A 17413-nucleotide genomic window follows, 5' to 3' on the forward strand; every position below is an offset into this window, starting at 1 on the left:
GTCGGGTGTGATTCGCTGTGACCCGACATCCGCTCCAAGAACCGAACGGCGCTCGAGCGCCGAAGCTAGGATCCCTTCCGTGATCAGATTCGACGGCGCCGCCAAGCGCCACCCCGACGGCACGATCGCCGTCGAGGGTCTCGACCTGGACATACCTGCCGGTCGTACCACCGTGCTGGTCGGCCCGTCCGGCTGCGGCAAAACGACCATCCTGCGGATGGTCAACCGCATGGTCGAGCCGACCGCCGGCCGGGTACTGCTGGACGGTACCGACGTCTCCGAACTGCCCGCCGCCAAGCTGCGCCGGGGGATCGGCTACGTGATCCAGCAGGCCGGGCTCTTCCCGCACCGCCGGGTCATCGACAACATCGCCACCGTCCCCTATCTGCTCGGCTGGGACCGCAAGAAGGCCCGTGCCCGCGCCGCCGAACTGCTCGAACTCGTCGGCCTGGCACCCGAGCTGGCCAAGCGGTACCCCTTCCAGCTGTCCGGCGGCCAGCAGCAGCGGGTCGGCGTGGCACGGGCGCTGGCGGCCGACCCGCCGGTGCTGCTGATGGACGAGCCCTTCAGTGCGGTCGACCCCGTGGTCCGCGCCGGGCTCCAGGACGAACTGCTGCGCCTTCAGGCCGAGTTGAACAAGACCGTACTCTTCGTCACGCACGACATCGAAGAAGCCGTCCGGCTCGGCGACCAGGTCGCCGTGCTCCGCGAGCACGGCCACATCGCCCAACTCGCCGACCCGCACACCCTGCTGACCGCCCCCGCCGACGAGGGCGTCGCCGCGTTCCTGGGCCGCGACCGCGGCCTGCGCGGCCTCGGCCTGCTCCCGGCCCGCGACGTCGCCGTCCGCCCGCTCACCGAGGGCAGCCGGTACAACGGGTGGGAGCTCCGGCTGGACCCGGGCGGCCGGCCCACCGGCTGGGTCGACCTCGGCGGACCGGCCGAGCCGCACCCCGCACCGGTCTTCCACCCCGAGGTCGACACCCTGCGCAGCGCCCTGGACGCGGCCGTGCTCTCCCCCGCCGGTGCGGTCGTCGCCGTCGACGCGGACGGCAGGGCCGTCGGCACCGCCACCCGGGAGGCGGTCCTCGCGGCCCTGACCGGCACCCGGCCCACCGGCCCGGCCACGGCAGACCCGGGCCCACAACGCCCGGACCCACAGCACCCGGAGCCCCAGCGGCCGGAAGCACGACGCCCGGACCCGCAGCGCCCGGACGGCCTGGACGAACGGCCGGTGAGCACCGATGGACGGTGAGCCGCTGGTCCGCTGGTACTGGATCGGGGACCACCTCGCCTACCTGCGCGACCTCACCCTCGACCACGCGGTGATCGCCCTCGTCCCGGTCCTGATCGCCCTGCTGATCGCCGTGCCGCTGGGCCTCGCCTGCGCCCGCTTCCCCCGGCTCTACCAGCCGCTCTCCGCCGTCTTCAACGTGGTGTACGCACTGCCCTCGCTCGCGGTCTTCGTCGTGCTGATCCCGTACACCGGGCTGGCCACCCGCGCCACCGTGATGGTGCCGCTCACCTTCTACGCCCTCGCCGTGCTGCTGCCCACCACCGTGGACGGGCTGCGCTCGGTGCCGGACTCCGTGCGGCAGGCGGCGACCGCGATGGGCTACGGGCCCTGGCACCGGCTGTCCGCCGTCGAACTCCCGGCCGCCGTCCCGTACCTGGTCTCCGGGCTGCGGGTCGCCGCGGTGTCCAGCATCTCGCTGGCGGCGGTCGGCGCTCTGATCGGCAGGGGCGGCCTCGGCTACCTGTTCATCGACGGCTTCCAGCGCACCTTCCCGACCCCGATCGTGGCGGGCATCGTGCTGGTCGCCGCGCTCGCCCTGGTCACGGACCTGCTGCTGATCCTGGCGCGGCGACTGCTCGCCCCCTGGGCCGTCCGCCCGGAGGCCGCCCGATGAACTGGATCAACTGGCTCAACACCTTCTTCACCGCGCCGGCCCGGCAGAGCGGACCGGACGCGATCACGCACCGGGTCACCGAGCACCTCGCCCTCTCCGGTGAGGCCCTGTTCTACGCGGCGCTGCTGGCGGTCCCGCTCGGCCTGCTGATCGGCTACACCGGGCGCGGCGCGGTCGCGGTGACCGCGCTCACCGGCGTCGCACGCGCACTGCCAACCCTCGGACTCGTCACGCTCGCGGTGCTGGTGGGCGGCGTCACCGACACCGCCATCCTGCTGCCACTGGTCGCACTCGCCGCGCCCCCGGTGCTGGTGGCGACGGTCGAGGGCGTCCGGGGCACCGACCCCGACCTGCGGGACGCCGCGCTGGGCATCGGCCTGACGAACCGCCAGGTCCTCTGGCAGGTCTGCCTGCCGAACGCCCTGCCCACCATCCTCTCCGGGCTGCGGACGGCGGCCGTCCAGGTGATCGCCACCGCCACGGTCGCCGCCTACGTCGGCCTCGGCGGACTCGGCCGGTACGTCATCGACGGGCTGGCCACCCGCGACTTCCCGGCGACGCTGGGCGGTGCACTGCTGGTGGTGCTGCTCGCCGTCGCCACCCAGCTGCTCTTCGCCGGACTGATCCGGTACGCGCTGCCGCGCGGCGTGCGCGCCCAGCGGGCGGCGGGCGCCGAGACCGCCCGCAGCTCGTGAACCGGGCGCACCCGCCCTCCGTCACCCGCCCTCCCGCGCCCGCCCTCCCGCGCCCGCCCGCATGACCACCTCCCGCGCCGCTCCCGGCCGCGGGGCCACGAAAGGGAACCCAATGACCACCCGTCTGCTCAGGACCGTCACCGCCGTTGGCCTGCTGCTCGGAGCGGCGGCCTGCTCCTCCTCCGGCAGCAGCAACCCGTTGGACGCCACGTCGGGCTCGTCGGGCGGAAGCGGAAGTACCGGCGGGAAGACCGTCGTGGTCGGCTCGGCGAACTTCCCGGAGAACGTCCTGCTGGCCTCGATCTACTCGCAGGCCCTCAAGGCCAAGGGCGTCAAGGTCGAGGAGAAGTTCAACATCGGCAGCCGCGAGGTGCTCTACGGCCAGCTGCAGAACGGCAGTCTGTCCGTGCTGCCGGAGTACAACGGCGCCCTGCTCGCCTACCTGGACGCCAAGAACACCGCCACCGGCACCGAGGCGGTCAACGCCGCGCTGCAGAAGGCCCTGCCGTCCTCGCTGGGGCTCCTGGACTCGGCCCCGGCCGAGGACAAGGACTCGCTGAGCGTCACCCAGGAGACGGCCGACAAGTACCAGCTGAAGAGCATCGCCGACCTCTCCGCCAAGGCGGGCGAGTTCGCCATCGGCGGGCCGCCGGAGTTCAAGTCCCGCCGCGAGCAGCAGCTCAAGGACATCTACGGGCTCGCCTTCAAGGAGTGGAAGCCCACCGGTGACACCACCGCGAACGCCCTGAAGGACGGCTCGATCCAGGTCGGCAACGTCTTCACCACCGACCCGAAGATCGTCCAGTTCAAGCTGGTTCCGCTGACCGACCCGAAGAACCTCTTCAGCTCGCAGAACGTCACCCCGCTGATCAACAAGACCGGCGTGGACGCGACGGCGGCCGGCGCCCTCAACGCCGTCTCGGCGAAGCTGGACACGCCGGGCCTGACCCAGCTCATGAAGCGGGTCTCCGTCGACAAGGAGGACCCGTCGGCGGTGGCCAAGGACTGGCTCAAGTCCAACGGCCTCGGCTGACCCCGGAGCACGTCCCGACGGCACCTCACGACGGCCCCGCACCTCGAACTCCCGAGCTGCGGGGCCGAGTCGTGACCGGCACCGGGCGGGGCGACCCGCACCGCGCCGACCCGGCCGTATCGTTGACGAACTGTCAGATTGCTTGACAGCCGAGTGGTCCAGACCAACCATAGGCGGTGTAGTTCCGACCGGGATGCACTGTGGGGGTGTGAACACCGGCCGGCTGTGCGCTGTTTCCCGCACGCCGTACCACCCCTGCTGGGCCCGCGTCAGGCACCGTCATGCCCATGTCCGGGCGAACGGTCTTCACCTTCACGTCTGTTGGAGCATCCATGCGCCTGCACAGATCCATCCGTGCGCTACTGGCCGGCGGCGCCGCCCTGGCCACCTCGGTCGGGCTGACCGTCATGGGCGGCACCGCCGCCCACGCTGTCACCCCGGCCGCAACCCCGCTGCCGCAGCACGTCTTCGCCCCGTACTTCGAGGCGTGGACCGGCCAGAGCCCGGCAGCGCTGGCGAGCCAGTCCGGTGCCAAGTACCTGACCATGGCGTTCATCCAGACTGCGAGCAAGGGCACCTGCACGCCGTACTGGAACGGCGACACCGGAATGCCCGTCTCCTCGGCCCAGTTCGGCGCGGACATCGCCACCATCCGGGCGGCGGGCGGCGATGTGATCCCGTCCTTCGGCGGCTACACGGCCGACAACACCGGCACCGAACTCGCCGACAGCTGCACCGACGTGAACGCGATCGCCAGTGCCTTCGAGTCCGTCATCACCACGTACGGCATCAGCCGGATCGACCTCGACGTCGAGGACAACTCGCTGACCAACACCGCCGGGATCGACCGCCGCAACAAGGCGATCAAGCTGGTCGAGGACTGGGCCACCGCCAACGGCCGCAGCATCCAGTTCTCCTACACCCTGCCGACCACCACCGGCGGGCTGGCCGACAGCGGACTCGACGTACTGAAGAACGCCGTGCAGAACAACGCACGGATCGACGTCGTCAACATCATGACGTTCGACTACTACGACAACGCCTCGCACAACATGGGCAACGACACCCAGAACGCGGCGACCGGCCTCTACAACCAGCTCGCCAAGCTCGACCCGGGCAGGACGGCCGCGCAGCTGTGGGGCTCCATCGGGGTCACCGACATGCTCGGGATCGACGACTTCGGCGCGGCCGAGACCTTCACCGTCGCCGACGCCGGCAACGTCTACGACTGGGCCGTCGGCAAGGGCATCAACACCCTCTCGTTCTGGGCACTGCAGCGCGACAACGGCGGCTGCGTCGGCACGGCGGGCAGTGACAGCTGCTCCGGGATCAGCCAGAACACCTGGGACTTCACCCACGTCTTCGAGCCGTTCAGCGGTGGTGGCAGCGGACCCGGTCCGGTCACCGACGACTTCTCGGTGAGCGCCTCCCCCGCCGCCGGTTCGGTCCCGCCGGGCAGCAGCCTGCGCAGCAGCATCGCGACCGCCGTCACGGCGGGCTCGGCGCAGCCCGTCGCCCTCAGCGTGAGCGGTGCGCCCGCCGGGGTCACCGCCGCCGTCAGCCCCGGATCGGTGAACGCCGGGGGCAGCGCGACGCTGAACATCTCCACCACCTCCGCCGCGGCACCCGGGACCTACCCGCTCACCGTCACCGGCAGCGCGACCTCGGGCAGCCACAGCACCACCTACACGCTGACCGTGACCGGATCCGGCGGCGGAGCGAAGTCCCTGGCCAACGGCGGCCTCGAGAGCGGCAGCCTCAGCCCGTGGACCTGCCAGAGCGGTGGCGCCGTGGTCACCACCCCGGTGCACTCCGGCAGTTACGCGCTGTCGGCGGCGGCCGGTCCGAGCCGGACCGGCGAGTGCGACCAGACCGTCACGCTGGCCCCCAACACCAACTACACGCTGACCGGCTGGGTGCAGGGCAACTACGCCTACCTCGGCGTCAACGGCGGTGCCACCGCGAGCACCTGGGCCTCGGCGAGCGGCTGGACCAAGCTGACCGTCCCGTTCACCACCGGCGCCAACGGCACGGTGACCGTCTACCTGCACGGCTGGTACGGCCAGGGCGACGTCTACGGCGACGACTTCTCGATCGCCTGACCGCACCACCACCCCGGGCCACGGGGCGCTGATCGGCCGACCGCACACACGGCCGGATCAGCGCCCCGCGCGCCGCTCCGGCATCCCGGACGCTGGACACCAGCGGCCGGACGCCCGCGCAGGCCCCCGGCCGGGCAGCCCCCGGTGACCACTGGTGAGAACGCCCGTGGCAGCACAATAGATTGATGATGTATCAGATTTCCCTGCGCCACGGACGGCAGAGCGTGGTGAAGGTGACGACGGCGAGCACCGCGCAGCCCAGCACCACGGCACCGAGCAGCGTCGCCGAGGGGCTGCCTCCCGCGCTGCTGAGCGGGGCGACGATCGCGCCGCACAGGAAGGTGCCGGTGCCGATCAGTGCGGAGGCCGACCCTGCGGCGTGCGGGGCCATGGTCAGCGCCTGCGCCGCGGAGTTGGGCAGCACGATGCCCATGCTCGCCATCAGCAGGAAGAGCGCGGGCCAGACCCCGGGCAGGCCCGGGTGCCAGACGGTGGTGACGAGGACGACCGCGGCTCCCGCGATCCCGGCGCCGCCCAGACCGATCAGCATCAGGGTGGGCGCCGGGAGCTTCTGGATCAGCAGTCGGCCGTTGAGCTGGGTGAAGCCCACCACCGCAATGGAGTTGGTGGCGAAGACCAGGCTGTACAGCTGCGGCGAGATGGCGTACTCGGTCTGCAGCACCGAGGAGGAGCCGCTGACGTAGGCGAAGAGCGCGCCGAAGCCGAAGGTGCTGGTGAGCGTGTAGCCGAGGAAGCGCCGGTCGCGCAGCAGGTCGCCGATGGCGTGGACGGTGCTGCCGATGCCGTCGGCGTGGCGCCGCCCGGGCGGCAGCGACTCGCGCAGCGCGAGCCTGGCGCCGACGGTGAGCAGCGCACCGAGCAGGGCGAGGGCGACGAAGGTGCCGCGCCAGGAGGTGAGGTGCAGCAGCTGGGCGCCGAGGACGGGTGCGAGGATCGGAGCGAGCCCGGATATCACGCCCAGTGAGGCCATGAAGCGGATCATCGCCACGCCCTCGTACCGGTCGCGGGCGATGGCACGGGCGATCACCAGACCGGCGGCCCCGGCGAAGCCCTGCAGGCAGCGTCCGGCGATCAGCAGCGGGACCGAGCCGGCCAGCGCGCAGACCACGGTGGCCAGGGTGTAGAGGGTCATGCCGACGAGCAGCGGGGACCGGCGGCCGAGCCGGTCGCTGAGCGGACCGAACAGGAGCTGGCCGAAGGCCATGCCGAACATCGAGCCGGTGAGGGTGAGTTGGGCGGTGGCCGCGGTGGACCCGAGGTCGGTGGTCAGGGTTGGCAGCGCGGGCAGGTAGAGGTCCGTGGTGAGCGGGCCCAGTGCGGCCAGGCCGCCGAGCACGGCCACGGTGGCGCGGCTCGGCGGTCCGCCCTGGGGCTCGGTCAGGACGGTCTTGCTCGCGGCGGTGGCGGCAGCGTCGGACGGCTGGTCACCGGTGGCGGCCGTGTCGGACGACTGGTCACCGGTGGCGCCCAGGGTCGGGCCTGGCATGGGGCTCCTCTGCGGGTTGGTCGGGTACGTCCGTCCTACCGCAGCGGGCGGGTCCTCCGATACCCGGACCCGATACTGTTCCCAGTCGCACTCTGCCAAGTCCCGCCCTGCCGGGCCGTACTGTGTCAGGTCGCACCGCTCTGGGCCGCCCGGTCAGCCGGCGGTGCCGCCCGCCTTGCGGGCCGCGATCACGACCGCGTTGTCCTGCCAGCCGTACAGCTCGTTGCCGACCAGGGCGACGTTGTAGTAGCCGCACCGGGCGGTGGCCTTGGCGGGGATGTCACCGGGGAACCAGGACGCCTTGAGGTGCACCGCACCCTGGGGGGTGCCCTTGCTGCATCCCTCGGGCAGCTTCCGGTCCGGGAGGGAGGCCTTCAGCAGCCGGTCGTCGCCGGTGGTGGACATCAGGTACGACACCTTGGTCGCGTCGTCCGGCAGCCAACCGGGCACGGACTCGCGAGCGGCCTTGGCAGCGCTGCCGGTGGCGTACGTGGCGGCCTCGCGATGCCTGCTCTCCAGGAGGTCGGCGGTCTTCGGGACCATCGCGACAGCCCCGAGCGCCACCCCTCCGACAGCCACGACGCCCGCGAAGGCCCTGCCCGCGTTACCCATGATGACGACCCTCGGCTCTCGTTCCGGCCTGCGCTTCCCCTCCATCCTGACGGCTGGTAACGCGCCCGGCGATAGGCACCAGGTACCGAACGCCCTCCACCCACGGGCGTACCCGCCCGTGAGACGACCCGCCGGTCGGCCCCCCGGCTCCGGTACCAGGGTCCTGCACCGGGGTCCGGCCTGGTTCCGGTAGCAGGGTCCGGTACAGCGGACGGCGCCTCAGGCAGCGGGCCGGAACTCGTGGACGACCTCGATCGGGCCGACGATGTGCCGGTTGAACTCGGGCAGTTCCTCCGCTTTTCGGTCAGGGCCTGCACCCGTGGGCCGACCCTGCGTCAGCGGTAGGCCGACTCGCCGGTGATCGCCTCGCCGAGCACCAGGGTGTGGATCTCCGCGGTGCCCTCGTACGTCAGCACGGACTCCAGGTTGTTGGCGTGCCGGAGCACCGGGTACTCGACGGTGATGCCGTTGGCGCCCAGGATGGTCCGGGCGCTGCGGGCGATCTCCAGTGCGGTGCGGACGTTGTTGAGCTTGCCGAAGCTGATGTGCGCCGGCCGGCACTGCCCGGCGTCCTTGAGGCGGCCGATCCGGACCGCGACCAGGTACGCCTTCTCGACCTCCAGCATCATCTCGACCAGCTTCTGCTGGGTGAGTTGGAAGCCCGCGATGGGCCGCTCGAACTGGATCCGGCTCTTCGCGTAGTCCAGCGCGGTGGTGTAGCAGTCGCGGGCCGCGCCGACGGTGCCCCAGAGGATGCCGTACCGGGCCTCGCCGAGGGAGGAGAGCGGGCCGCGCAGCCCCTGCACCCCGGGCAGCACCGCGTCGGCGGGCAACACCACCTCGTCCAGTACCAGTTCGCTGGTGACCGAGGCGCGCAGCGAGAGCTTGCCGTGCACGTCGGTGGCGGTGAACCCGGGGGTGCCCTGCGGGACCAGGAAGCCCCGGACACCCTCCTCGGTCTGCGCCCAGACGACGGCGACGTCCGAGATGCTGCCGTTGGTGATCCACATCTTGCTGCCGGAGAGCACCCAGTCGGTGCCCTTGCGGCGGGCCCGGGTGCGCATGTTGGCGGGGTCGGAGCCGAAGTCCGGTTCGGTGAGCCCGAAGCAGCCGATCGCCCGGCCGGCGGCCAGGTCCGGCAGCCACTGCTGCTTCTGCTCCTCCGAGCCGAAGGCGTGGATGGAGCGCATGGCGAGCGAGCCCTGGACGGAGACGAAGCTGCGCAGTCCCGAGTCGGCGGCCTCCAGCTCCATGCAGGCGACGCCGTACGCGACCGCCGAGGAGCCGGTGCAGCCGTAGCCGTCCAGATGCATTCCGAGGACGCCCAGGCGGCCCAGTTCGGGGGCGAGTTCACGGGCCGGGAAGACCCCGCGTTCGAACCAGTCGCCCACGTAGGGGCGGATCTGCTCGTCGGCGAACTTCCGTACGGTGTCCCGGATCAGCCGTTCCTCGTCGGTCAGCAGCTCCCCCACGGCGAGCAGGTCGGCCGGGTCGAGGCGGGCAGGGGTCGTTGCCATTCGGGCTCCTCGGGACGGTGCGGCGGGCGCGGCGGGGTGGGCCACGGCGACGAGTATCGCGTACGGGGACGCGGGTGGGGTACGAGACGCTGCCCACACCGCCGTCTTCCGTCACCGACCGTTCCGGTACAGCATCTTGACGCGGCCACGCCCGACTGGTTCGCTTCCTTTCCCTGTCAGGAAACTTTCCTAATGTGTCGGACTCCCGGGATGGTGACCCATGCGTTCGCGAACCCTGCTCCGCCCGCTCCTCACCCTCGCGACCACGGCCGCGCTGGCCGGCGGCGCTCTCGCCCTCGCGCCGGTCGGATCGGCTGCGACACCGGCGGCCGCCACCGATCCGGTCGGCCTCAACGCCCCCTACGAGTACCTGGGTTGGGGAAGCCCGCAGAAGCCGACCGAAGTGATGGCGGCGACCGGCGTCAAGCAGTTCACGCTCGCCTTCATGCTCAGCGACGGCGGCTGCAATCCCAAGTGGGACGGCACCCGGGCGCTCACCGGCGGCAGCGACCAGAGTGCCGTCAACGGCATCCGGTCGGCCGGCGGCGACGTGGTGGTCTCCTTCGGCGGCTGGAGCGGTAACAAGCTGGGCGAGAAGTGCGGTTCGGCGAGCGCACTGGCGGCGGCCTACCAGAAGGTCGTCGACGCCTACCGGCTCAAGGCGATCGACATCGACATCGAGAACACCGAGGTCTCCAACGGGACCGTGCGGCAGCGGGTGGTCGACGCGCTCAAGAAGGTCAAGTCCGCCAACCCCGGCCTCAAGGAGTACGTCACCTTCGGCACCACCCCGACCGGACCCGACTCCGACGGGCTCGACCTGATCAGGAAGGGCGCGGCGGCCGGGCTGGCGGTGGACGGCTGGACCATCATGCCGTTCGACTTCGGCAGCCACAGCGGCTCGATGGGCACGGTCACCACGAAGGCGGCGGACGGCCTGAAGAGCGCCGTGGCGAGCGCCTACGGGTACGACTCCGCCACCGCCTACCGGCACATCGGGATCTCGTCCATGAACGGGAAGACGGACGAGGCCGACGAGACCCTCTCCACGGGCGACTTCACGACCATCTACGACTACGCGACCGCCCACCATCTGGCCCGGTTCACCTTCTGGGCCGTCAACCGCGACCGCGCCTGCGCCTCCGGCACCTCCGCGGGCGACTCGTGCAGCGGGATCGGTCAGTCGCCGTACGCCTTCACGAAGATCGTCGCCAAGTACCACGGCTGAGCGCCGGCTCGGGCCGGTGACCGCACGGCCACCGGCCCGAGCTCGGCCGCCCTCGCGTTCAGCGCGGGGCGCCGAGGGCCGCCTCGGCGAAGTTCTCCCAGTGCCCGGCCGAGGCGAGCGGGATGCACACCCAGTCCCGCATCGGACGGCCGCCCGCCGGGTCGAAGAGGTGCGCCCCCGGCAGGTGCAGCGCCTCGGCGTGCGCGGACGTGTCACGGCCCAACCTGCAGACCAGTTCGCCCTGGTGAAGGCCGGCGAAGGCCTTGCCGCCGGCGTCCTTCAGGCACGGCATGCCGAACATCTGGGAGCGCATGGCTCCGTGCGGTACGAGCCCCTCGGCGATCTCCTCGTAGCGGGCCGCCGGGTCGGTCACGTCGGTTGCGTCGGTTGCATCGGTTGCGTCGGTCATGCCGCCATGCTGCACCGCGCGGGCCCGCTCTGCCTCACGTCACGGCCGAAACCCGGCCGGGCACCCCCGGTCGGCTTTCGGCCGCGCATGGATCTTGAGTCGACGGGGGTCGATAGGTAAGGATTGGAGTCCGTGACCACCACCGTACAGAGCACCGCACAGACACCGTCGGACGCACCGCTGCCCACCGCACCGCTGCCCACCGAGTCGCTTCCCATCGCGCCGCTGACCGTTGCCACCGCGCAGGCCGCGCTCGCCCCGCTCGACGTGGCGGCGAACGCCGCCACCGCCGCCGCCCTGGTCCGCCGCGCCGCCGACGAGGGCGCGCAGCTGCTGCTGCTCGCCGAGTTGTTCCTCACCGGCTACGAGCTCGCCGGTATCGCCGCCGACCCCGACCGGCTCACCGTCGCACCCGACGACCCGCGTCTGGACCCGCTCGCCGCAGCCTGCGCACAGACCGGTGTCCCCGTCGTGGTGGGCGCACCGGTACGGGCCGCGGACACCGGTCTGCTGCACATCGCGGCCCTGGTCCTGGACGGCTCGGGAGCCCTGGCCACCGTCTACCGCAAGCAGTTCACCACGCCCAACGAGCGCGCGGCGGGCTTCGCGCCCAGCGAGGGCGGCGGCTGCACGGTCCGGCTCCGCGACTGGCGGCTCGGCCTGGGCATCTGCTGGGACTCCGGCTTCCCCGAGCACGCCCGTGCCGCCGCGCTCGACGGTGCCCACGCCTACCTGGTCGGCGCACTCTTCGGTACGGGCTCCGGCGCGCGCCAGGTCCGCACGCTCTTCCCCGCCCGCGCCATGGACAACACCCTCTACACCGTGCTGGCCAACCACATCGGCCCCTCGGGCCCGTACGTCGGCTGGGGCCACAGTGCCGTCTGGGGCCCGGACGGCACCCTGCTCGCCGACGCGGGCGAAGCCGACCCCGGCCTGGCCACCACCACCCTGGACCCTGAGGTGCTGGCCCGCGCCCGCGCCGAGGACCCGGTCCTGGTCCAGCCCCCGCTGCACGCCCCGCCCGCCCGCCGCAGCTCCGCCGTACTCGGCTGACCGGGCGCTCTCCACACGCCCGGGGAACCCGCGGCAGGCTCCCGGAAATACCTGGGGCCGCCCGGGAGCTCTGATGATCAGATGTCGGCAATCAGGGAGGTGTCGCACCATGGGCGGCGAGCAGGAGTACCGGGTCGAGCACGACTCGATGGGTGAGGTCCGGGTCCCCGCGGCGGCGAAGTGGCAGGCGCAGACGCAGCGGGCGGTGGAGAACTTCCCGGTGTCCGGCCAGCACCTGGAGCGCGCGCACATCGAGGCCCTGGCACTGATCAAGGCGGCGGCCGCCAAGGTCAACGCGGAGCTCGGCGTGCTGGACCTGGCGACCGCGACGGCGATCCAGGAGGCGGCCGGGGAGGTCGCCGCCGGGCGCTGGGACGACCAGTTCCCGGTGGACGTGTTCCAGACCGGGTCCGGTACGTCGTCCAACATGAACACCAACGAGGTGATCGCCACCCTGGCCACCGAGCGCCTCGGCCGCCCGGTGCACCCCAACGACCACGTCAACGCCAGCCAGTCGTCCAACGACGTGTTCCCGTCCTCGGTCCACATCGCCGCGACGGCGGCCGTCACCGGCGAGCTGATCCCGGCCCTGGAGCAGCTCGCGGCGGCGCTGGAGCGCAAGTCCGCCGAGTTCGCCGAGGTGGTCAAGTCGGGCCGGACGCACCTGATGGACGCCACCCCGGTCACCCTCGGCCAGGAGTTCGGCGGGTACGCGGCGCACGTGCGGTACGGGATCGAGCGGCTGTCCGCGTCCCTCCCCCGGGTGGCCGAACTCCCGCTCGGCGGCACGGCCGTCGGTACCGGCATCAACACCCCGCCCGGCTTCGCCGCCGCCGTGATCGCCGAGGTCGGCCGGGCCAGCGGCCTGCCGCTGACCGAGGCGCGTAACCACTTCGAGGCCCAGGGCGCCCGGGACGGCCTGGTGGAGCTCAGCGGGCAGCTGCGCACCATCGCGGTCGGCTTCACGAAGATCGCCAACGATCTGCGCTGGATGGGCTCGGGCCCGCGCACCGGTCTCGGCGAGATCAACCTGCCGGATCTCCAGCCGGGCTCCTCGATCATGCCGGGCAAGGTCAACCCGGTGCTGCCCGAGGTGGTGCTGATGGTCGCCGCCCAGGTGATCGGCAACGACACCACCGTGACGGTGGCCGGGGCGAGCGGGAACTTCGAGCTGAACGTGATGCTCCCGGTGATCGCCCGCAACCTGCTGGAGTCGGTCCGCCTGCTGGCCAACAGCGCCCGGCTGCTGGCCGACCGGACGGTGGACGGCATCACCGCCAACGTCGAGCGGGCCCGGGAGTTCGCCGAGTCCTCACCGTCCGTGGTGACCCCGCTCAACCGCTACATCGGCTACGAGGAGGCCGCCAAGGTGGCCAAGCAGGCGCTGGCCGAGCGCAAGACCATCCGGCAGGTCGTGGTGGAGCGCGGCTACCTGACCGAGGGCAAGCTGACCGAGGCTCAACTGGACGAGGCCCTGGACGTCCTGCGGATGACCCGCCCCTGAGCCCCGCCGGCCGCAGCGTGCGGGCCGGTCACCCGAGCGACCGGCCCGTACCTGCGCCTTGTCCCCTTGCCCTTCCCCTTGTTCCCTCCTGCCCTGCTCGGTGCCGGATGCTCTGCTCGGTGCCGGACGCGCCGGGGCCGCTACCCCCGTGCGGTCACTTGACGTCGCCCCTCGGCCGCCGGGCGGCAGCCGTCCGATCGGCCGACCGGCTGCGGCGGGCAGCCACCGGACCGGCCAGCGCGAGCACGCCGCCGATGGCGGCGAGGGCGAGGCAGGTCATCAGTCCGCCGGTGATCACGTTGGTGAGGATCGTCCGCCGGATCGACTCGTTGCCGGCCGTCGCCCAGGGAGCGATGATCGTCCAGATCCCGATCGCCGTGGCGGCCCAGGCCCGTGCATGGGTCCGCTCGTAGGCCGAGCCGAAGCCCGAAATCAGCACCGTGAAGGCGAGGCCGAGCACCAGGTTGTTGACGGTGAGCGCGGACAGGCCGGTGAACCCGACCACCCACGGCGAGACCGCCAGGAAGAGGCCGGCCAGCATCGCCAGCGCCTCGACGCCCTGTGCTCGCGGTGTCGCCGCGACACGTTCGTACTGCTCACGCATTTCCAGGATGTCCGGATGGTGCTCCATGCCCATCGGCAACTGGGTTGACACCGGGACCACCTCCTAGTTCTGAGGCCTTGGCAACCGCCTGGCCACTACCCATTCTGAGGTAGAAATAACGGTTTGTCCCTATTTGCCAGCCGATCGGGTCAGCCCCGCCCGCGCCCCGGCATACCCGCACTCCCGTCCGCATCGGCCGGTCGGCCGAACACCTCGCGGACCCGGTCGCGCAGCCACCACCGGGCGCCGTCCGCGTGGTTCCGCGGGTGCCAGGCCATCCCGACGGCCGGCGCGGGCAGGTCCGGCGGGCGGGGAAGGCGGGCACCCCCGAGCTCCCGCGGACATCGACACCGCCACCGGCCGGATCGAGCGGGTCCTGCCGACCGAGGGCGCGGCCCTGCCGGCGCACACCGCCAGCGGGGGCCTGATCCTGACCGGCGAGCTGGGCCTCCGGGCGGGCGGGCACTCGCAGTTGGGCGGCCAAGCCAACGGCGTGCCGAACGGGGCAGGCGCCCACGGACTCGCCCACCTGCCCGATGGCCACCGAAGTCCTTCATGACGCAGTGGAGTTCACCGGGCCAGTGCGGTGCTCGGACTGGGGCAGAGTTCCGCCACCACGGCCAAGAACGCCTGCAGGACGGGGGAGCAGTCGTCGGCCCGGGCCATCGCCTCGGGCGGTCTGGTGACCTTCGGTCCGGTGGCCGGGCCGGTCGCCCGTTTACGCGATGGTGCGCGGCAGCGACGGCACCCGCGTCGAGTACGCCGAGTGGACCGATCCCGCGCTGCGCGCCGCTCTGCTCGGCGACTGACCCCCGGGCGGGGCCGGTGGCGGCCCGGCTCGGGCGTGAGCGGCGTCTCACCCCGGGCGGCACCAATGTCTATGCAACTCGTTGCATAGCGGGCTCGCTCTATTGCAGGATGGGGTCATGGCACTGGAGCACGCGATCCTCGTCTCGCTGCTGGAGCAGCCCGGCTCGGGCTATGAGCTGGCCAGGCGTTTCGACCGGTCGATCGGGCGCTTCTGGACCGCCACCCACCAGCAGATCTACCGGGTGCTGCGGCGGATGGAGACGGACGGCTGGATCGCCGCCCAGGCGGTGACCCAGGACGGCCGGCCGGACAAGAAGGTGTACTCGGCCGCCGAGGCCGGCCGGTCCGCGCTGGGCGCCTGGCTGCGCGAGCCCGTGGAGCCGGAGACGGTCCGCCACGAGCTGGCCGTGAAGATCCGTGCGGCCGCCTTCGAGGATCCGTCCGCGCTGATTCCGGAGGTCGAGCGGCACCGGGAGGGCCATGCCGCCCTGCTGGCCCGGTATCTGACCGGCGAGCAGCGCGACTTCCCCGACCCGTCCGCGCTCGATGCCCAGCAGCAGCTCCAGCACGTGGTGCTGCGCGGCGGCATCGAGTACGAGCGGATGACCCTCGCCTGGCTGGACGACGTCCTCGCCACCCTGCACCGCCTGCACCGCCACGCCGACTGAACCCTCGACTCCCCAGGGACGGAACCATGCTGTTCAACCCGCGCACCTACGACCCCGCGCAGTTCGACGACACCACCCGCCGCCTGCTGCGCGCGACCGTGGACTGGTTCGAGTCGCGCGGCAAGAAGGCGCTGATCGACACCTACGTCGACCGTGCCTGGTACGGGGACTTCCTCGAGTTCGCCGCGAAGGAGGGCCTGTTCGCGGAGTTCCTGACGCCCTCGTCGGCCGACGGCGACAAGCGCTGGGACACCGCGCGGATCGCCGAGCTGAACGAGATCCTCGGCTTCTACGGCCTGGGCTACTGGTACACCTGGCAGGTCACCATCCTGGGCCTGGGCCCGGTGTGGCAGAGCGAGAACGAGGCCGTCCGGGCACGTGCGGCGCAGCTCCTGTCGGAGGGTCATGTGATGGCCTTCGGTCTGTCCGAGCGCACCCACGGCGCCGACATCTACTCGACCGACATGATCCTCACCCCCGACGGCGAGGGCGGTTTCACCGCGAGCGGCTCCAAGTACTACATCGGCAACGGCAATGTGGCGGGCCTGGTCTCGGTCTTCGGCCGCCGTTCCGACGTCGAGGGGCCCGAGGGGTACGTCTTCTTCGCCGCCGACAGCCGGCACGAGGCGTACCACCTGGTAAAGAACGTGGTGAACGCGCAGATGTACGTCAGCGAGTTCCGCCTGGCGGACTACCCGGTGCGGGCCGAGGACGTGCTGCACACCGGCAAGGCCGCCTTCGACGCCGCACTGAACACCGTGAACGTCGGCAAGTTCAACCTCTGCACGGCCTCCATCGGCATCTGCGAGCACGCGATGTACGAGGCCGTGACGCACGCCCAGAACCGGGTGCTGTACGGCAAGAAGGTCACCGACTTCCCGCACGTGCGCCGGGAGTTGACCGATGCCTACGCCCGTCTGGTGGCGATGAAGCTGTTCAGCGACCGCGCGGTGGACTACTTCCGCTCGGCCTCGCCCGAGGACCGCCGGTACCTGCTGTTCAACCCGATGACCAAGATGAAGGTCACCACCGAGGGCGAGAAGGTCATCGACCTGATGTGGGACGTCATCGCGGCCAAGGGCTTCGAGGCGGACACCTACTTCGACAAGGCCGCCCGCGACATCCGGGGCCTGCCGAAGCTGGAGGGCACGGTCCACGTGAACCTGGCCCTGATCCTCAAGTTCATGGCCAACTACCTGTTCAACCCGGCCGACTACCCGGCCGTGCCGACCCGGCTGGACGCCGCCGACGACGCCTTCCTGTTCCAGCAGGGCCCGGCCCGGGGCCTGGGCGCGATCCGGTTCCACGACTGGCGCACCGCCTACGACGCGCACGCGCACATCCCGAACGTGGCGCGGTTCCGCGAGCAGGCGGACGGCCTGTGCGCGCTGCTGGCCGCCCACGCGCCGGACGCGGCCCAGCAGCAGGACCTGGACTTCCTGCTGGAGATCGGCCAGCTGTTCGCCCTGGTGGTCTACGGCCACCTGGTGCTGGAGCAGGCCGAGTTGACCGGGCTGGAGGCGGACCTGCTGGACGGGATCTTCGACTTCCTGGTCCGTGACTTCTCCGCCCACGCCACCGAGCTGCACGGCAAGAGCTCGACCACCGAGGCGCAGGCCGCCTGGGCGCTGGCGCACGTGCGCCGCCCGGTCGCGGACGCCGACCGAGCGGAGCGGGTCTGGCAGACGGTCGCCGCGCTCTCCGGCAGCTACGAGATGCAGCCGTAGCAGCCGACAGCACTGCGGGGGCGGTCCGTTCCGG

The 17413-nt window shown here is 71.7% G+C and carries 15 protein-coding genes; 10 read left to right on the forward strand and 5 right to left on the reverse strand.

Going from position 1 to position 17413, the window contains the following annotated elements:
- The first annotated feature begins 79 nt into the window (after positions 1-79).
- The 5 genes from UK12_RS01205 to UK12_RS01225 all read left to right on the forward strand — a co-directional run bounded on the left by UK12_RS01205 (position 80) and on the right by UK12_RS01225 (position 5740).
- Positions 80-1255 carry an ABC transporter ATP-binding protein gene (locus UK12_RS01205; protein ID WP_082119201.1) on the forward strand — a complete coding sequence of 392 codons (1176 nt, stop codon included), beginning with the start codon at positions 80-82 and terminating at the stop codon, positions 1253-1255.
- The gene (locus UK12_RS01210) at positions 1245-1910 is read left to right on the forward strand and encodes an ABC transporter permease (RefSeq protein WP_045298358.1); all 666 of its coding nucleotides are present in this window, start codon (positions 1245-1247) and stop codon (positions 1908-1910) included. Before UK12_RS01205 ends, UK12_RS01210 begins: the two co-directional genes overlap by 11 nt.
- A complete protein-coding gene (locus tag UK12_RS01215; RefSeq protein ID WP_045298360.1) occupies positions 1907-2605 on the forward strand; it encodes an ABC transporter permease in 699 nt (232 codons plus the stop codon). The genes UK12_RS01210 and UK12_RS01215 overlap by 4 nt, the downstream gene beginning before the upstream one ends.
- A 112-nt stretch (positions 2606-2717) precedes the next feature.
- On the forward strand, positions 2718-3638 hold the full coding sequence (locus tag UK12_RS01220) for an ABC transporter substrate-binding protein (protein WP_045298362.1): 921 nt from the start codon (positions 2718-2720) through the stop codon (positions 3636-3638).
- Between the two features lie 332 nt (positions 3639-3970).
- Positions 3971-5740, forward strand: coding sequence for a glycosyl hydrolase family 18 protein (locus UK12_RS01225; protein ID WP_045298364.1), 1770 nt, complete (start codon positions 3971-3973; stop codon positions 5738-5740).
- A 193-nt stretch (positions 5741-5933) separates the two neighbouring features.
- Here the strand turns inward: UK12_RS01225 and UK12_RS01230 are convergent, their stop codons facing one another.
- The 3 genes from UK12_RS01230 to UK12_RS01240 form a co-directional block, all read right to left on the reverse strand.
- Positions 5934-7247, reverse strand: coding sequence for a multidrug effflux MFS transporter (locus UK12_RS01230; protein ID WP_045298366.1), 1314 nt, complete (start codon positions 7245-7247; stop codon positions 5934-5936).
- Positions 7248-7400: 153 nt separating this feature from the next.
- Complete coding sequence (locus UK12_RS01235; RefSeq protein ID WP_045298368.1) at positions 7401-7859, reverse strand: hypothetical protein; 459 nt, start codon at positions 7857-7859, stop codon at positions 7401-7403.
- 335 nt (positions 7860-8194) lie between these two features.
- Positions 8195-9376, reverse strand: a complete 1182-nt coding sequence (locus UK12_RS01240; protein WP_045298370.1) for an acyl-CoA dehydrogenase family protein — start codon at positions 9374-9376, stop codon at positions 8195-8197.
- Positions 9377-9596: 220 nt separating this feature from the next.
- Here UK12_RS01240 and UK12_RS01245 point away from each other — a divergent pair, with 220 nt between their 5' ends.
- Positions 9597-10604 (forward strand): chitinase, encoded by a 1008-nt coding sequence (locus UK12_RS01245; RefSeq protein WP_045298372.1) that lies wholly within the window; start codon positions 9597-9599, stop codon positions 10602-10604.
- 58 nt (positions 10605-10662) lie between these two features.
- Here the strand turns inward: UK12_RS01245 and UK12_RS01250 are convergent, their stop codons facing one another.
- Positions 10663-11013, reverse strand: a complete 351-nt coding sequence (locus tag UK12_RS01250) for a hypothetical protein (protein ID WP_052681318.1) — start codon at positions 11011-11013, stop codon at positions 10663-10665.
- 132 nt (positions 11014-11145) lie between these two features.
- On the opposite strand from UK12_RS01250, the gene UK12_RS01255 reads away from it, so the two are divergent.
- Together UK12_RS01255 and UK12_RS01260 are read left to right on the forward strand one after the other, a co-directional pair.
- Positions 11146-12066, forward strand: a complete 921-nt coding sequence (locus tag UK12_RS01255; protein WP_052681319.1) for a carbon-nitrogen hydrolase family protein — start codon at positions 11146-11148, stop codon at positions 12064-12066.
- A gap of 109 nt (positions 12067-12175) precedes the next feature.
- Complete coding sequence (locus UK12_RS01260; protein ID WP_045298374.1) at positions 12176-13570, forward strand: class II fumarate hydratase; 1395 nt, start codon at positions 12176-12178, stop codon at positions 13568-13570.
- Positions 13571-13724: 154 nt separating this feature from the next.
- Here the strand turns inward: UK12_RS01260 and UK12_RS01265 are convergent, their stop codons facing one another.
- Positions 13725-14225 (reverse strand): SPW repeat protein, encoded by a 501-nt coding sequence (locus UK12_RS01265; RefSeq protein WP_063838188.1) that lies wholly within the window; start codon positions 14223-14225, stop codon positions 13725-13727.
- Between the two features lie 875 nt (positions 14226-15100).
- On the opposite strand from UK12_RS01265, the gene UK12_RS01270 reads away from it, so the two are divergent.
- Both UK12_RS01270 and UK12_RS01275 read left to right on the forward strand, forming a co-directional pair.
- Positions 15101-15652: a PadR family transcriptional regulator gene (locus UK12_RS01270; protein WP_045298376.1), complete on the forward strand. Its 552-nt coding sequence runs from the start codon at positions 15101-15103 to the stop codon at positions 15650-15652.
- Positions 15653-15678: 26 nt separating this feature from the next.
- On the forward strand, positions 15679-17379 hold the full coding sequence (locus UK12_RS01275; RefSeq protein WP_045298377.1) for an acyl-CoA dehydrogenase: 1701 nt from the start codon (positions 15679-15681) through the stop codon (positions 17377-17379).
- Positions 17380-17413: the final 34 nt, after the last annotated feature.

It is taken from the genome of Saccharothrix sp. ST-888, from assembly GCF_000955975.1.
In the GTDB taxonomy this organism is placed as follows: domain Bacteria; phylum Actinomycetota; class Actinomycetes; order Streptomycetales; family Streptomycetaceae; genus Kitasatospora.

Coding starts and splice junctions, on each gene's coding strand:
- UK12_RS01220 (WP_045298362.1), top strand. CDS start 2,718: ATGACCACCCGTCTGCTCAGGACCGTCACCGCCGTTGGCCTGCTGCTC.
- UK12_RS01235 (WP_045298368.1), bottom strand. CDS start 7,859: ATGGGTAACGCGGGCAGGGCCTTCGCGGGCGTCGTGGCTGTCGGAGGG.
- UK12_RS01250 (WP_052681318.1), bottom strand. CDS start 11,013: ATGACCGACGCAACCGATGCAACCGACGCAACCGACGTGACCGACCCG.
- UK12_RS01245 (WP_045298372.1), top strand. CDS start 9,597: ATGCGTTCGCGAACCCTGCTCCGCCCGCTCCTCACCCTCGCGACCACG.
- UK12_RS01240 (WP_045298370.1), bottom strand. CDS start 9,376: ATGGCAACGACCCCTGCCCGCCTCGACCCGGCCGACCTGCTCGCCGTG.
- UK12_RS01275 (WP_045298377.1), top strand. CDS start 15,679: ATGCTGTTCAACCCGCGCACCTACGACCCCGCGCAGTTCGACGACACC.
- UK12_RS01210 (WP_045298358.1), top strand. CDS start 1,245: ATGGACGGTGAGCCGCTGGTCCGCTGGTACTGGATCGGGGACCACCTC.
- UK12_RS01260 (WP_045298374.1), top strand. CDS start 12,176: ATGGGCGGCGAGCAGGAGTACCGGGTCGAGCACGACTCGATGGGTGAG.
- UK12_RS01270 (WP_045298376.1), top strand. CDS start 15,101: ATGGCACTGGAGCACGCGATCCTCGTCTCGCTGCTGGAGCAGCCCGGC.
- UK12_RS01215 (WP_045298360.1), top strand. CDS start 1,907: ATGAACTGGATCAACTGGCTCAACACCTTCTTCACCGCGCCGGCCCGG.
- UK12_RS01230 (WP_045298366.1), bottom strand. CDS start 7,247: ATGCCAGGCCCGACCCTGGGCGCCACCGGTGACCAGTCGTCCGACACG.
- UK12_RS01225 (WP_045298364.1), top strand. CDS start 3,971: ATGCGCCTGCACAGATCCATCCGTGCGCTACTGGCCGGCGGCGCCGCC.